Origin of the sequence: Pseudomonas azerbaijanorientalis, assembly GCF_019139795.1 — a bacterium.
GTDB classification, from domain to species: Bacteria; Pseudomonadota; Gammaproteobacteria; order Pseudomonadales; family Pseudomonadaceae; genus Aquipseudomonas; species Aquipseudomonas laurylsulfatiphila.
Window position 1 is genome coordinate 2663557 of record NZ_CP077078.1, and the last position, 13055, is coordinate 2676611.

Annotated in this window: 12 protein-coding genes and 3 pseudogenes; 7 read left to right on the forward strand and 8 right to left on the reverse strand. The window is 53.5% G+C overall.

What is annotated here, in order from left to right:
* The first annotated feature begins 28 nt into the window (after positions 1-28).
* On the forward strand, positions 29-1744 hold the full coding sequence (locus KSS91_RS11790) for a cyanophycinase (protein ID WP_225923742.1): 1716 nt from the start codon (positions 29-31) through the stop codon (positions 1742-1744).
* A gap of 675 nt (positions 1745-2419) precedes the next feature.
* Here the strand turns inward: KSS91_RS11790 and KSS91_RS11795 are convergent.
* Positions 2420-2560 (reverse strand): annotated as a pseudogene (locus KSS91_RS11795) (DUF1289 domain-containing protein); the annotation flags it as partial.
* Between KSS91_RS11795 and KSS91_RS28740 the strand changes: the two are divergent.
* Positions 2543-2689: pseudogene (locus KSS91_RS28740) on the forward strand (KUP/HAK/KT family potassium transporter); the annotation flags it as partial. The pseudogenes KSS91_RS11795 and KSS91_RS28740 sit on opposite strands and share 18 nt — an antisense overlap.
* 47 nt (positions 2690-2736) lie before the next feature.
* On the opposite strand, the gene KSS91_RS11800 reads toward KSS91_RS28740, so the two are convergent.
* From KSS91_RS11800 to KSS91_RS11810, 3 genes are all read right to left on the reverse strand, one after another.
* On the reverse strand, positions 2737-3474 hold the full coding sequence (locus tag KSS91_RS11800) for an anti-sigma factor (RefSeq protein ID WP_217838040.1): 738 nt from the start codon (positions 3472-3474) through the stop codon (positions 2737-2739).
* Complete coding sequence (locus KSS91_RS11805) at positions 3471-4037, reverse strand: sigma-70 family RNA polymerase sigma factor (RefSeq protein ID WP_437179743.1); 567 nt, start codon at positions 4035-4037, stop codon at positions 3471-3473. The genes KSS91_RS11800 and KSS91_RS11805 overlap by 4 nt, the downstream gene beginning before the upstream one ends.
* A 106-nt stretch (positions 4038-4143) precedes the next feature.
* On the reverse strand, positions 4144-4686 hold the full coding sequence (locus KSS91_RS11810) for a DUF3455 domain-containing protein (RefSeq protein ID WP_217838042.1): 543 nt from the start codon (positions 4684-4686) through the stop codon (positions 4144-4146).
* 314 nt (positions 4687-5000) lie between these two features.
* Here KSS91_RS11810 and KSS91_RS11815 point away from each other — a divergent pair, with 314 nt between their 5' ends.
* The 3 genes and pseudogenes from KSS91_RS11815 to KSS91_RS11825 all read left to right on the forward strand — a co-directional run bounded on the left by KSS91_RS11815 (position 5001) and on the right by KSS91_RS11825 (position 7071).
* Positions 5001-6368: a tetratricopeptide repeat protein gene (locus tag KSS91_RS11815; protein WP_217838043.1), complete on the forward strand. Its 1368-nt coding sequence runs from the start codon at positions 5001-5003 to the stop codon at positions 6366-6368.
* A 95-nt stretch (positions 6369-6463) separates the two neighbouring features.
* Positions 6464-6658, forward strand: a pseudogene (locus tag KSS91_RS11820) (transposase domain-containing protein); the annotation flags it as partial.
* A 47-nt stretch (positions 6659-6705) separates the two neighbouring features.
* Complete coding sequence (locus KSS91_RS11825) at positions 6706-7071, forward strand: hypothetical protein (protein ID WP_217838044.1); 366 nt, start codon at positions 6706-6708, stop codon at positions 7069-7071.
* Between the two features lie 726 nt (positions 7072-7797).
* Here the strand turns inward: KSS91_RS11825 and KSS91_RS11830 are convergent.
* The 3 genes from KSS91_RS11830 to KSS91_RS11840 all read right to left on the reverse strand — a co-directional run bounded on the left by KSS91_RS11830 (position 7798) and on the right by KSS91_RS11840 (position 9849).
* Positions 7798-8262: a hypothetical protein gene (locus KSS91_RS11830; protein WP_217838045.1), complete on the reverse strand. Its 465-nt coding sequence runs from the start codon at positions 8260-8262 to the stop codon at positions 7798-7800.
* A gap of 764 nt (positions 8263-9026) precedes the next feature.
* Positions 9027-9434, reverse strand: coding sequence for a hypothetical protein (locus KSS91_RS11835; RefSeq protein WP_217838046.1), 408 nt, complete (start codon positions 9432-9434; stop codon positions 9027-9029).
* A gap of 217 nt (positions 9435-9651) precedes the next feature.
* Positions 9652-9849 (reverse strand): hypothetical protein, encoded by a 198-nt coding sequence (locus KSS91_RS11840; RefSeq protein ID WP_217838047.1) that lies wholly within the window; start codon positions 9847-9849, stop codon positions 9652-9654.
* 680 nt (positions 9850-10529) lie between these two features.
* Here KSS91_RS11840 and KSS91_RS28195 point away from each other — a divergent pair.
* Both KSS91_RS28195 and KSS91_RS11855 read left to right on the forward strand, forming a co-directional pair.
* A complete protein-coding gene (locus KSS91_RS28195; RefSeq protein ID WP_225923743.1) occupies positions 10530-11162 on the forward strand; it encodes a DUF6988 family protein in 633 nt (210 codons plus the stop codon).
* Between the two features lie 379 nt (positions 11163-11541).
* Positions 11542-12069, forward strand: coding sequence for a hypothetical protein (locus KSS91_RS11855; protein WP_217838048.1), 528 nt, complete (start codon positions 11542-11544; stop codon positions 12067-12069).
* 190 nt (positions 12070-12259) lie between these two features.
* Here the strand turns inward: KSS91_RS11855 and KSS91_RS11860 are convergent, their stop codons facing one another.
* Positions 12260-12982, reverse strand: a complete 723-nt coding sequence (locus KSS91_RS11860; RefSeq protein WP_217838049.1) for a Crp/Fnr family transcriptional regulator — start codon at positions 12980-12982, stop codon at positions 12260-12262.
* Between the last annotated feature and the right edge of the window lie 73 nt (positions 12983-13055).

Here is a 13055-nt window from a genome sequence, read left to right on the forward strand (position 1 = left end):
TTTCAGATCGGCGCTGTAAGGATCGGCTGTGAAGCCAGTGATGTTCTCCCCACAAAAAGAGCAAATGCGGATGAGCAAAGTGAGAAAGGGCAGGGTGTTGGTCGCGTTGGCTATCGCTTCTTCAGCGACGTCGGTGCTCGCGGATGGCCATTTACTGGCGGTGGGGGGCATGCTGAGGGCCAGCAATTTGCCCGTGTATCACAAATTCGTGGATCTGGCGGGCGGGTCTGGTGCGGCGAGGATTGTGATTTTCCCCACTGCGAGTGGAAGCCTGGGTTCAAGTAAGCGCTTTCAAGCCGAGCTGGTGGCGTTGGGTGTGCCGGCTTCTCACGTCACGATTGCGTCGATCGACAGCAAAAATTACGCACAAACAATGAATGATCCCGAAGCCGTCAGGCCGATCACTGAGGCAAGTGCCGTGTGGTTTGTGGGTGGCGATCAAGCGCGAATTGCCAAAGCGTTGTTTAACGCTGATGGCAGTGATTCGCTGGCGATGCAAGCCGTGCGCAAAGTGTATGAGCGGGGCGGAGTCATTGGTGGCACGAGCGCGGGGGCGAGTATTCTCGGCGCAAATATGCCGACGGCTTACGGGGTTGTCATGGACACGCTGGACTTCGGTGTAGCGAAGTCTGCCGGGCAGCGTGGTGCGGCATTGCTCAAGGGCTCTGGCCTGTTCAAGGCCGGGATAATCGATCAGCACCTGGATCAGCTCGAAGAAACCAGTACCGGGCGAACCGCGCGCATGGCCAGTTATCTGGTCGGCGGCCCACGCGGCAAGGGCTTCGGGTTGGATACCAACACCGCCATGTGGGTGAAGCCTGACGGTCAGATCGAGGTCATTGGCGAGGGTTATTTGACGGTGATGGATGCCAGCCATGCGACCAAGCGGTTCGGCGTCTACGGCACTGAACTGCATAACGTGCAGCTCGCGATGCTGGGCAACGGCGATCATTACAACCTTTCGACAAATGCAGTCTTACCGGCTGAAGGCAAGGAGGTCATCAAGCCGGGCGATGAGTATCTGGTGGGTAACCAACTGATTACAGACCTATCGGCAGTGGCGGCGATGCGCCGGGCGGTGCTGTATGGTCTGGCGGACAATACAGCTACCCGTCAATCGGGGTTGATGACTCGATACAATCCTGCCAATGGATACCATTACGGGTACCGGTTTGATTTCACCAAGGCCCCAGGTTTTGTTGCACACAGCAAGACTTATGACTCATTGACCAACTACACCGCACAGGGCGTGAGTCTGGATGTCACGCCGGTTGATGCGAGATTGAGACCTGCGCAAAAAAACGTACCCGCCGACATCCCGGCCAATCAGGCATCCGATGCGGTGCGGGCAGTAGTTTTCCGCGGGCTGATGACCTGTAACGAAGCAAATGCCTTTGAGCCGGCGCGTGCCATTACCCGAGGCGAGTTAGCCAACACGTTGCAGATGACGTTGGCCGGTGAGATGAAGGTCGACAAACGCGCTGGCTTCACGGATCTGCCGGCGGATTCCCCATTGTTTGATCAAGCCCGGATTGTGGTTTCCAATGGCTGGATGAAAAGTGGACCTGCGTTCGAAGCGAGCAAACCGGTTACCCGGGCAGAGTGGGTTGAAGCTGCCAAGGTTTTGGTTGCGCAAGGTCGTGTCACAACGGTGATACCTGACTCGAGTAAGGCTTCGACCGTACGCCGTGATGAAGTGGCCGAACTGATCGCCCGGGCTTACGATCTTGGAGATAAATCTTGAAGTCGGCTGTTACTCTGCAGCGCAGTCCATGCGCGCTGACTAAATGAATTGACTCAGATGCCCCTCGACCAGATTGAGATTTTCGCGCTCTCTAACCTGTTTGCCGGTGAGGAAATAGGCTCGGCCTCAGCCAGGTGTGATAACCGAATGTTTCGAGTGATTGCGCGAGAGAAAACCAACGCTGGCTTTTACTCGATCATTGAGTGTTCGCTAGAGGGGCGATGGGCAAATGAAGTGAAGGAGCGGTGCTGGACATTCAATCATGCCTCCCTGAGTCAGCGGGGCGTCTTTGTCTGCTGGTACGAAGACAACCGGACTATGTGCCTGGAAGCGTTCAGTTGTTCGGGCGGATGGCCTTCGGAGTTGTTGCCCGAGCAATTGTGTCTTGCGATCTGCGCTTAAAGTACATTACAGCAGTTAGCATCCGGGATATCAGGCGCTCAGGTCAAAGTGACAAAAACCGTTGCGAGCGAACATCTGACTAAACGCGCTCAGGATTCATAAACGCATGTTCATTTTTGGCACCATCGACGGTCTCGCCGTCATTGATCGTTTGTAACACTCGGATGTCTTTGAGGATTGCCGGGGCAATGTCGACGGGTTTTTTGTCCAGGCCGTTTTCTACCTGTCACGAAGGGCAGCAGTCGACCCAAACCAGTCATTCAGGGCAAGTGACTATTGATGTACTTTCTTCAGTTCTTTAAAACGCACATTCGCCCTTTGCACAGCGGCAATTTTTCCAGACCGCTTCATGCGTTTCCATTTTCCGATGTCTTCCTTGCTTCGCCCGCAACTCACACACGGATCCCCATCAAGTGCGTTGGGATGCCGCGCTGGCGGGAGAGTCCTTTCGCGCTTTTGCTGAAGAACGGCAACAGCAACCTGAAGTATTTCAAATTGCCACTGAACAGAGTGATTGAACTGGTTTCTCAGGTAGAGATGTGAGGGGCGAACAAGGCCGCCTCTGCGGCCTTTTCATCCAAAGCGCTCGCTCAGATCACTTTAACGGCCCGTCCAATGAACTGAATCGGTCCTGTGGGTTTGCCAGTCGGCGATCCATTGGGGTTTTCCAGAGTCAACTCAAAGAGTTGGTTGGGTTCCAGCGGCGGCAATCTATCCAAGGGGACAGAAAGCGTTTGCCCAGGTTTGACCAGTCCAAGGGATACTGGACCTTGCCAGCCGTCCGCTTTGGTCCAGAATTCAAGTGCTTTATCGGTTGGGATTTGCGCGACCCCCAATGGTATCAGTTGGATTTCTCTTGGGCTGCTCGCCTGTATCACCCAGCCGGGCGCCTGGTTCTGCGGAGCCACCAGAACGACCAGGTAGGTGGTCGGACTCACTGGAGTTGTATGTGTCAGTAGCATTGTTCCGAGCAACAACGTTGCAACAAGACCTGTCCCCGCCAGCCCACGCCATAGCGGAAGAAGGTTCCACCATGAGATTGGCTGCGCGGTGGCCGTCACTCGTGGTGCTCGCCGGTCAATGCTGTTCAAGCTGCGCTCGATACGTCCCCAGAGTGATGCCGTAGGTGATTGCGGTTCAGCCAGTTCGGTCAACGCAAGCAAACGCTGTTCCCATGTATCCACAACTGCTCGAAAATCGGCATCCTGAGCAAGACGCTTTTGTACTTCGATGCGACGCTCTGCCGACAATGTGCCTAACACATACTCACTCGCCACCTCTTCAGTGTTGTCGTTGTCGTGGCTGTCATCATGTGGGGTTATGGTCATCCCATGCACTCCCGCAATGCTGCCAGACCGCGTTTGATCCAGGCTTTGACGGTCCCCAGCGGTGCGCCCAGTTTCTGTGAAATTTCCGAATGCGAATAGCCGTCGACGTACGCATGCAGGATGCAATTGCGACGCGCCGGTTCCAGTTGTTCGAGGCACCTATAGATCCGCCCTGAACGGGCTTGATAATCGAAGGTGTCCACACTCTCTTGTGATGCTTCCAGTGACGCGGAAGCGTGCAGTGCCGTTTCCTGTTGCTCGCTGACCTGTACCTCCCTGGCGCTATCTCGCATGAAGTTCAGCGCCAAGTGCCGCGTTACGCTGAAAATCCAGCCCCGCGCAGAGCCTCTCGCTGGATCGAAACTGGCGGCACGGGTCCAAATATTGATAAAGGCATCGTGCACGATGTCTTCGGCCAGGGCGTTATCACGGGCGATGCGCTTGGCAACCCCTAGAAGACGAGCACTTTCCTGCTCATACAAGTCTCGCAGTGCCTGCTGCTCGCCTCGGGTGCAAGCAATCAGGCAGGCTTCATAGTCAAAACAGGGCTCAGGCAAGGACAAGGTTTTCAGCCATCAGCAGGTTGTAAATACTCCAGCCATAGGGCTGGAGTTCCATCGAAGCAGCGTAGACGACTTGCGCGCAAACAACCTGCTCTGGATCGTTGGCTTAATTGGCTGCCCAAAAAATATAGTCGGCCTGATATTTCACGATCTCCCGTTTACCTTTGTTAGCGGCGGAGCAGTCGGTCATAGGCGCTACACCGCCTTTAATGGCCACCCGCTGGATATAACTGACACCGTTCATCGCGCCTTTACCTTCAGCTGGGTTGGCCTTGACTAACTGATAGGGGAGGTCGCCGGTACCTGAGGGGGCAACTGCCAGTTGTGTCCCGGTGATTTTAGAGCCGTCTTTAGCTTGCCAGGTAGCAGGCGGTCCGAAGTAAGTGCCGACCTGTTGGCCGTTGCGATCATTAAGTACCGCTTTGGGGCCGACGAAAGTCCATTCAGTCTGGCCAGCGGAGTTAGCCTTTTCGCGGCACTCATACGTGATTTCGCCCGTCCCCACGGTCTCCAGCGCGATCTTATGACCGTCCGGGACCTTGATACTGTCGGGCAGATCTGTTTGCGCATAGGCATCTGGCACTGTGGCCAACAAGCAGGTAGTTGCAAGCGTACTACTGAAAATGCACAGAAATCGTTTAGCGTTCATGCAAATCTCTCCAGAAAGTAATCAGTTCAGCAGCAATGGCTACTGCCTGTACTACCCGCGGGAGAATTATCTGGATGCAGCTGATTGAAAAAATATCTTTGGAGAAAGGGTTGTAGCGTTACTGGTTGATCGCTCGACTGTGTGAGTGTCTGCTTCTGGCCGATTTCTGCCGGTCACGAAGGGCTACAATCGGCCAGAAGCAGCCATTCACGTTTCGTCGGAAAAGTGTCTCTGAGCCAAATTCGGGGAGACAATCGAGAGCGATCTTCACATCTCGATCATTTATGCCCTCAGGGCGTGGTCAGGAGGAAACCATGAGCAAACGCGACAAGCGTGGCAATCCTGTTTCCTATGGCTCGCAGGAGGCAATCGATGCTCTGGATAGAGCTTGCGACTTGCTGCATGCCTACCAGGCCGATCCTCTGGCTGCGGCTGACAAAATTATCGCGGAGCACCCGGATTTTGCGCTGGCCTACGCCTTTCGTGCTGGCGCGATTGCGACTGCGACCGACAAAGCGTTTGACTCAGAGCTGTTCAAGAGCTTGGACGTGGCAGAGCAGTTGGCACCGAAAGCGAATGATCGCGAGCGGCAGCATATCCATGCAGTACGCGCTTGGTTCGACGGCGACTGGGAGCGGGCAATCGAAATCTGGGGGCGTGTTTCGATCGAGCACCCCCGCGATCTGCTGGCACTGCAATACGCCCATTTGGGCGACTTCTATCTAGGTTACTCGCACATGCTACGTGATCGCGTGGCTCGTGTGATGTCGCGCTGGGATAACGACGTTCCCGGCTTTGGCTTTGTGAAAGGGATGTATGCCTTTGGCCTGGAAGAGGCAGGTGATTACCGGCAGGCCGAAGAGCAGGGTCGCGAGGCTGTTGCCTTGAACCCGCAGGATGGCTGGGCAGTGCATGCCGTCACTCATGTCATGGAAATGCAGGGCCGTAGCGAAGAGGGGGCTAAGTACCTTTCATCCAGCGCCAATGCCTGGGCTCCCAATAGCATGTTTGCCTTCCACTTGTGGTGGCACAAAGCGCTATTCCTCCTTGAGGCAAATGACGTGGCTGGCGCGCTTCGTCTCTTTGATGAGGACATTTCAGCTGGTGGATTTGGTCAAGCGCTTGAGCTACTTGATGGATCAGCGCTGCTCTGGAGACTCTCCCTGCTCGGTCATGACGTTGGAGACCGGTGGAAAGGACTGGCCAAAAAATGGGAGTCCCGTTGTGAAGACGGCTTCTACGCCTTTAACGACGTGAACGCGATGATGTCATTCGTGGGTACTGGAAACAGTCGCGCACAAGCTCAGCAGTTGGATGCCCTGAGGCGGGCCGCTGCTGGCAGTGGTACCAAAGCCATGATGAGTAGAGAGATTGGTGTGCCAGCGTGCGAAGGGTTGGTGGCGTTTGGTCGTGGGGATTACGCCCAAGCTATAGCTTCGTTGATGCCTCTACGCGCCAAAGCTAACCGCTTCGGCGGTAGTCACGCGCAGCGTGATGTCTTCTCATGGACGCTGACCGAAGCAGCTATTCGCCTTGGCAACCGCGCACTTGCCGAGGCACTGGTTGCCGAGCGCCTTGCATTAAAGCCTGAGAGCCCGATCAACCGCGCCTGGAAAATGCGCACTGATCAATTACAGTCGCTGCCTGCGGGATACCGTCTACTACAGGACGACGCTTACTGATGACCGCTATGGGTCGGTTTCAGCCGGTCACCACAGGCAGAAAACGGCCAGCAGCGGACGTTCGATCCAAAGCTGCTTTCGAGCAGAAGTAAACGTCGCTAAGCAACGGCCAGCGAGCCGCTGCTATGCTGAGTCGAATCCCGTCAGCACGGCTCAACGGGCATGGTTCGTATGCTTTTTTGAAGGACGTGCTCAGGTGTCTGCCGACGCAGCAGGCAAATGACATTGCCGAGCTGCTCCCGCATAACATAAATGGACGTCTGATCAACATACGCAGGGATGGTAGGTAAACGTTTACAGACAGTACAACCCAAGGACTATCTCAGGACTATCTGGCATGGGCGATTCTTTCTGGAGCAGGTTTAGCCTCGAACTGATGTTGATGACGTTCAGCGTACTTTTTTGCTATGTGATGTACCACACGCATGTGACCTATCAGCGCAGCAACAAAAAACAAATCGACGAAGCGTTTCGCAAAGCCATGGCGCAGCACGGTATTGAAAATGTGGAAATCCGACAGGATCACACAATGTTAGGGGCCCGTGGCAAAGTCGGGAAAAGGCTGTTCGATGCCCACAGGATTCTTCACTGCCCGCCGGATCGCTGGTTTGTCTACATCCATGTCGAGGACACAAATCCTGTGCTTATGCCGATTTCAGAGCAGCGAGCAATGGCTTCCCTCAACAGCCAGGGGGGGATTTGAATAGGCTGATGACGACGTTGGCTCACTGTTCAGGAAGTACCGAAAGTACACCTAGGCGAGCGGCTGCGTTGGACTGCAGCCCTTTGTGACGGGCAGAAATCGGCCGAGGCTGTGTAAAAACGTTTTTGAGCGCGGCAGGTACTCAAAACCGGACTGAAAATCGCGCTTCTACGCGAAATCCACATCTCTGACGTGCCGACAAATTTCAGATTTAACGTAGACACGCACACCTCGATTTTGACGAAGCGTTTTTACACACTCTGGGCCAAAAGCAGCCACTCACAAGCGACCGTCTTCAACCCGTTGCAGACATTCAGGCAGGCGGCGCGGCGCGCGTCCGCCTTTAACGAGTTGTTAGGGGGAGGATCATTTGCGCTTTTCTTCGCAAACCAGTAACCCACCTGGGTTTTCTCTGTGGCTGCATTCATAGCCACACATGTAATCACCGCTCTTCCCGCTTTGTGCATCATTTCTTCGCAAGCGATCAATGGCTGCAACCTGACATTCCTCAAAGGAACTGTAGTTTCCTATGGTGTAATTCTGGACTTGGTCGGGGCCAGGAATGCTTTCTACATCGGGGTATACGAAGGCGGTCCAGTCCGAGTTCGAGCCTGAACACCCACAAAGCACAATTGTGAAAACAGCCAGCAGCTTTCTCATGAAATCCCCTAACGCCTTTGATAACCGGAGGCCGGTGCGTTTTGCGCACGAAGTGCGAAAAGCAGTCTACTCAGACTCATCCGTGTATCGGATTGCTGTGCCGCTAAAGGTAATCTTTTCCCAGCCCATAGCAGAGCTGACAGTTGTTGCATAAGAGTTGGTGTTGAAGCCAGTAGCCGTTGCGGAACCGTACGCCGAGCCAGTACTGTTCCCAACCGTTACCTGGCCATAAGGCTGAGTGCCCTTACCGGTTAGCACAATGGCGTTTGCGCCAATCCTTGCGGCTTCTTCCTTCATGGCCGTAATCGCAGCGGCTTCAGTCTTTGCTTTCGTGAAGTAATCGTCTGTTGCCGCGACACCCTCAACCAGGGCAACGACCGTGTGCTTCTTCTGCGGTGGCCCCAAGAGCAATGAGATCGAGCTTGGGTCTGTGGGTGGAAGCGCACCACCTTCACCGATCAAAATGGATGTTCCTGACGTAGAGCATCCAGCGATCAGAGTCGCGAGCATTAAAATCAACACTTTTTTCATGAAGTATCCCTTGGCCAACTTGAAATAGACCCCAGTAACCGCTCCGCTCCCGAGAGTTCACACAATGAGGTGTGAAAAGTAGTTGTCATCCTGAAGACGAAGCAGCGTCGATTCTGGTATTAGCTGCCGCGTTGTGTCCTTCGGCCTCAATACCTGTCCATACTCTGGAGCCAACTTTCGAGAGTAATAGTGGACGGTAAGTACGAGCAAGGCACCAAGAGCATTCAGCGAGTTGTTGAGTGTTGCTTCGTTAAAGTGCGTGTCTCGCTCATGTTTCACGTTGTTGTAACTTCGCCACCAGTCTGGGTTTTTATCGCCCTCCCAGTTAGACCATGGACGGTATGACAACCCGTAACGAGGGACAAAGACATCGGTATAAGGAAGGTCTGGTAGCGCTTGCAAGAGAACGGCCTTGTAGTCGTTGATGTTTGCTCTTGGTGCTCCAGGAGCCACCTGATCGCAGATTAGCTTGCGCGCAGCTACGCGAAATCTGAGCCCGGAATTGCTCTGCTCAAAGTAAAGATTTCAATCTCAAGCGCGTACTTTTCTATCGTGGAAACTATGGCCGACTTTTTCAACAGAATCGGCCGATTGCTGCCTGTGGGTGACGTAAGGGAAGAAACAGGAAAAATGTCTTCTGGCTTGTCCCTCGAACGCGTATTCCGGCTACCGCCTGGGAGGGGAAAGACCAAGTCTTTGTTTCAGAGAGGAGATCCGGCATTGGTCTCGCTGCGGGCGAGCCCCGTGCCTCCTGCCTGGAGTCCTTAAAATAACCTGGTGATTTCATTCAGGATCCGATCCTGGGTTTGAGTACTTGGCCTGTGGCGATAAGCAACTGCAAAAAATGCAACGCCTTCGTAGTCGCAGCGAATCGAAAAAGTCATACCTTCACGCAACCCATAGACTGATCTTTCTCCTGCTTCAACAAAATATCTCGCTTTTTTTAGAGCCGCTCTAGCGTGCTCCAGGCAGCCAGTTTGGCTAAGTGAGTGTTTTAGCCAACTGGTCGTGACTCGCACAGACGAAGTGTCGCTGTCATCGACAGGTGGTCGGGTGATTTCTTTAGTCGATGCAATATAGTTCTCGTCGCTGCTGCAAGCGGTCAGCCCCAATGAGATAAAACCCAGTAAGAAAACAAAACGAACTCGCGAATGCTTAAGTGGATTTCGCATCGTGGGGCGTACCTGTGACGATCTGCAATGAATGAAGGGCAATTACTAACGTAATAGCGGGTTTCTGATCTTTTGCTACCTGAGTTCAGTAATTGCGACGAGAAGCGGCAGGATGGACCGTTTGCTCATGGGGGCACGATTTTGGCGTTGAATGTCCACTTCTGGCCGATTGTGGTCTGTTGCGATGGGCTGAAACCTACCCATACCGGACATCACCTCACCGGCCATCGGTATAGATGAGCCAGGCTATGAAAGCCGCGAAAGGAGCGAACAGTACCACGCAGCCTACGGCAACGGCGCAGCCCCAGGCAAAACCGCTTTCCCCTTTAAATCGGCCGCCAGTAATCAAGCCCAGCACGCAAACGCCGATGCGATGAGCCAACAGGTTGATTACGATGTCTGAGATGAGCTCCATTTTTGATCCTCGTATTTCCTTGTCGGTTTTTCTACGCACACACCCGAATGACTATTCTGGCCGATTGCTGCCTGTCTCGAAGGGCTGCAACCGACCCAAGTGAAGTGGACCGTCAAGCCTTGGAAGGATTTGCGCTCTTGAAGGCAAGCTACCGATGGCCCGGGAGTGTGTAAAAAATGAGCGCCTAGTCTTTGTTCCGGCGATTTAGCAAGACGAAAAAACCAATCAGCTGGATTGCGCCCACTCCTATAACCACCCTCTGTGCCACGGGGCTCAGGCCGCTCAGCCATTGGACAAAGAGAATAAAAAGCCCTGCGCAGACGGGAGCCGAGCAAATGATGAGCGCCACTCGGATTAATTTTCGATGACGTCGAGGCCACGTGGATGGGCCATCTGTTCCAGCCTCAGAATCAATCAGGCCTAAGAGGTTCAGAATAGCGAGGAGTAAATCAATCATTACCTCCTTAGTCGGTGAGCAACGTGAGCGGACAGGTGCATTGAATATAGCAGCCAGTCTGCTGTGGCATATTTCATCGATTTCTGCTGGTACTCACTGTCTGCTACTCGCCGTTTCCTCCCCTTCGCGACAGGCTGCAATCGACTGCATGCTTAGGCTCAGGTATGAACGCCTTCACTGTGACCAAATGAACTTGCACGTAAACATAAGGAAAGACGGGGTGATGGAAGATTTTCTGAATAGATCTGATGAACTTCATATAGAGATCCTTCACCTTTTGAAGGGAGTTACTCCGTTCCCCGGCACACGGCATGAGGTCGCAATGGTGGCTTGCGACATGGCGCTGGAACACGCTCTTAGTCTGCGCCTGTTGGTAAGAACTCAATGCTACACGTCAGCTCTGGCGATGCTGCGTTTGCAATATGAAGCCCTTACAAGAGCCGTTTGGCTTCTGTATGCGGCTAAGGATCAGCAGGTCGAAAGCCTCGCGGCAGCACTCACACTGGAAGCCGAACACAGCGCAAAGAAACTCCCGATGTTCTCGCAGATGCTCCATGAGATCGTCGAAAGGGCTCCTGTGCAGGCATCGAGCATGCTAATGAATTTCAAGGATGTGAATTATCACGCCATGAACTCGTTCGTACACAGCGGTATTCACCCTCTGCGCCGACACTCCGAAGGCTATCCACCTGAGCTGATTCAGAGTGGCATCCAGAATAGCAATGGGCTTAACGTCATGACACTTCAGCTCGGAGTGATTCTTACGGGTGACCCGTGCCTGTCAGGTACTGTGAGAGCCGTGCAGGAAAAGCACCATCAGGTTTTACCGGATCAGATTCCCGAAGTCATTGACTGAGACCTATGGCCACCGACGGCACCCGACCCAAATCAGGCAGCCGCACGTGTCGAGGAAATCAGAAGCGATACAAACTCTTCTGGCCGTTATCTGCCCGATGTAGATGCAGTTAGCCATGGCGAAAAGGTGGGTTGAGAGAGTTGGGTAGTACAGGATTGGTACGAGCGGAATAGAAAATTGGTGTAACCCTTTGTCTTAAAGGGCTTTATGGATATCTGTTCCAATCCATCACCAAAGCGACTGCGGCTGAGCAAAACAACAGATGACAGGGTAGTGGCTAAATAGTATCATCCCGCACTATCCAATAGAATGAACGAGCACACATTGGCTGGTTTTAACTGATCTTGATTTCTAAAAATATTACGATAAATGGTGGGTCATGAATATGAGAGTCATGTACATCTGTGTGGCGCTTTTTCTTGGCTTGGCTGGCTGCACTACACCCAGTAATACTACAAGCAAAACAAAAGATATGGTTACTGTCGATATCATAAATCGCTCATCAAAAGATAAACTTTCTGCTGTTTATTTTGAAGAAAGTTACGACTGTTTCAATATTAAACCAATTGCTACCAATTCAACGCAAAAAAATATCACCCTGACTTTAGAGAAGAAGCCCTATCAAACTATTTCATTTCAGTATTTGGGCAGCGCATTCGATGGAGTGAATTTTTATCCCCGCAGTTGCAATGCTACGTATACATTTCGGGCGGATGAGTCTGATGCATACACTGTAATTCTGGAAAATGTGTATAACAACTGTGATTTTGAGGTTCGCAGAGACGTATTAGATGCTTCGGTTTTTTTAATACAAAAAGTAAAGTTAAATTCAAGGCAGGTTAAACAAACAAAGCCGCATTTTGAAAATGGTCCTTGGTGCGAAGCGGTCGAAGCATTTAAAAGTTAGTCTGGTCGTAGTAAGCGCTGGCATGTATTAGAAGTTTTGGATTGTTTTTTTGCGGAGTCCTTTTTTAGGTGAAAGTTTTCGCCGGGTGATCCGCTTCTGGCCGACTCCTCCCCGTTACACCTGACAGAAATCGAGCAAAAAGCGGTCGTCGTGGCCTGACCGGGGGGGCGTCCCGACAGGCCTTCACGGGTCACGTCGCCCAGGGAAAGTAGGGCAGCAATCGTTCGGTTTCCTTTCTGACCACGGCGTAGCATTCGCAACTCAGCGCCTCGAGCCGGGCCCTGTCCAGGATCTTGATGTGGCCCCGACTGTATTCGATGACACCCAGGCGCTGGAGCTTGCCCGCGGCGTCGGTCACGCCTTCGCGGCGTACACCCAGCATGTTGGCGATCAGCTCCTGGGTCATGGTCAGTTCATTGCCTTGCAGGCGATCGAGCGACAACAGCAACCAGCGGCACAGCTGCTGGTCGATGGAGTGGTGGCGGTTGCACACTGCCGTCTGCGCCATTTGCGTGATCAGGGCCTGGGTGTAGCGCAGCATCAGCAGCAGCATTTCTTCATGGCGGTTGAACTCGTCCTTGAGTTGCTGGCCGGGTAACCGGTAGGCATGCCCGGCGCTTTGCACAACGGCGCGACTGGGTGTGCTTTCGCCGCCCATGAAGACTGCAACGCCGATCAGGCCTTCATTGCCGACCACCGAAATCTCGGCCGAGGCACCGTTCTCCATCACATACAACAGCGACACGATGGAGTCGGTGGGGAAGTAGACATGCCGCAGGGCGCCGCCGGACTCATAGAGCACTTTGCCCAGTGGCAGCTCGACCAGTTCGAGGTGGGGGAGCAGGCGCTCCAGCGCTGGCGCCGGAAGCGCCGCCAGCAGGTAGTTCTGTTGTGGCTTGGGTACAGCAAACATATCAGCCACCCTTCGAGGGAGAATTCCCTGAGGGGGACAGGTTACTCCAAAGCGCGCTATGCGGGGCAGCGCA

What these genes read in the sequence shown, in the direction of transcription:
- KSS91_RS11835 (WP_217838046.1), bottom strand. Translation starts at nt 9,434, where the DNA reads ATGCGAAATCCACTTAAGCATTCGCGAGTTCGTTTTGTTTTCTTACTG.
- KSS91_RS28195 (WP_225923743.1), top strand. Translation starts at nt 10,530, where the DNA reads ATGGAAGATTTTCTGAATAGATCTGATGAACTTCATATAGAGATCCTT.
- KSS91_RS11855 (WP_217838048.1), top strand. Translation starts at nt 11,542, where the DNA reads ATGAATATGAGAGTCATGTACATCTGTGTGGCGCTTTTTCTTGGCTTG.
- KSS91_RS11830 (WP_217838045.1), bottom strand. Translation starts at nt 8,262, where the DNA reads ATGAAAAAAGTGTTGATTTTAATGCTCGCGACTCTGATCGCTGGATGC.
- KSS91_RS11825 (WP_217838044.1), top strand. Translation starts at nt 6,706, where the DNA reads ATGGGCGATTCTTTCTGGAGCAGGTTTAGCCTCGAACTGATGTTGATG.
- KSS91_RS11800 (WP_217838040.1), bottom strand. Translation starts at nt 3,474, where the DNA reads ATGACCATAACCCCACATGATGACAGCCACGACAACGACAACACTGAA.
- KSS91_RS11815 (WP_217838043.1), top strand. Translation starts at nt 5,001, where the DNA reads ATGAGCAAACGCGACAAGCGTGGCAATCCTGTTTCCTATGGCTCGCAG.
- KSS91_RS11810 (WP_217838042.1), bottom strand. Translation starts at nt 4,686, where the DNA reads ATGAACGCTAAACGATTTCTGTGCATTTTCAGTAGTACGCTTGCAACT.
- KSS91_RS11840 (WP_217838047.1), bottom strand. Translation starts at nt 9,849, where the DNA reads ATGGAGCTCATCTCAGACATCGTAATCAACCTGTTGGCTCATCGCATC.
- KSS91_RS11860 (WP_217838049.1), bottom strand. Translation starts at nt 12,982, where the DNA reads ATGTTTGCTGTACCCAAGCCACAACAGAACTACCTGCTGGCGGCGCTT.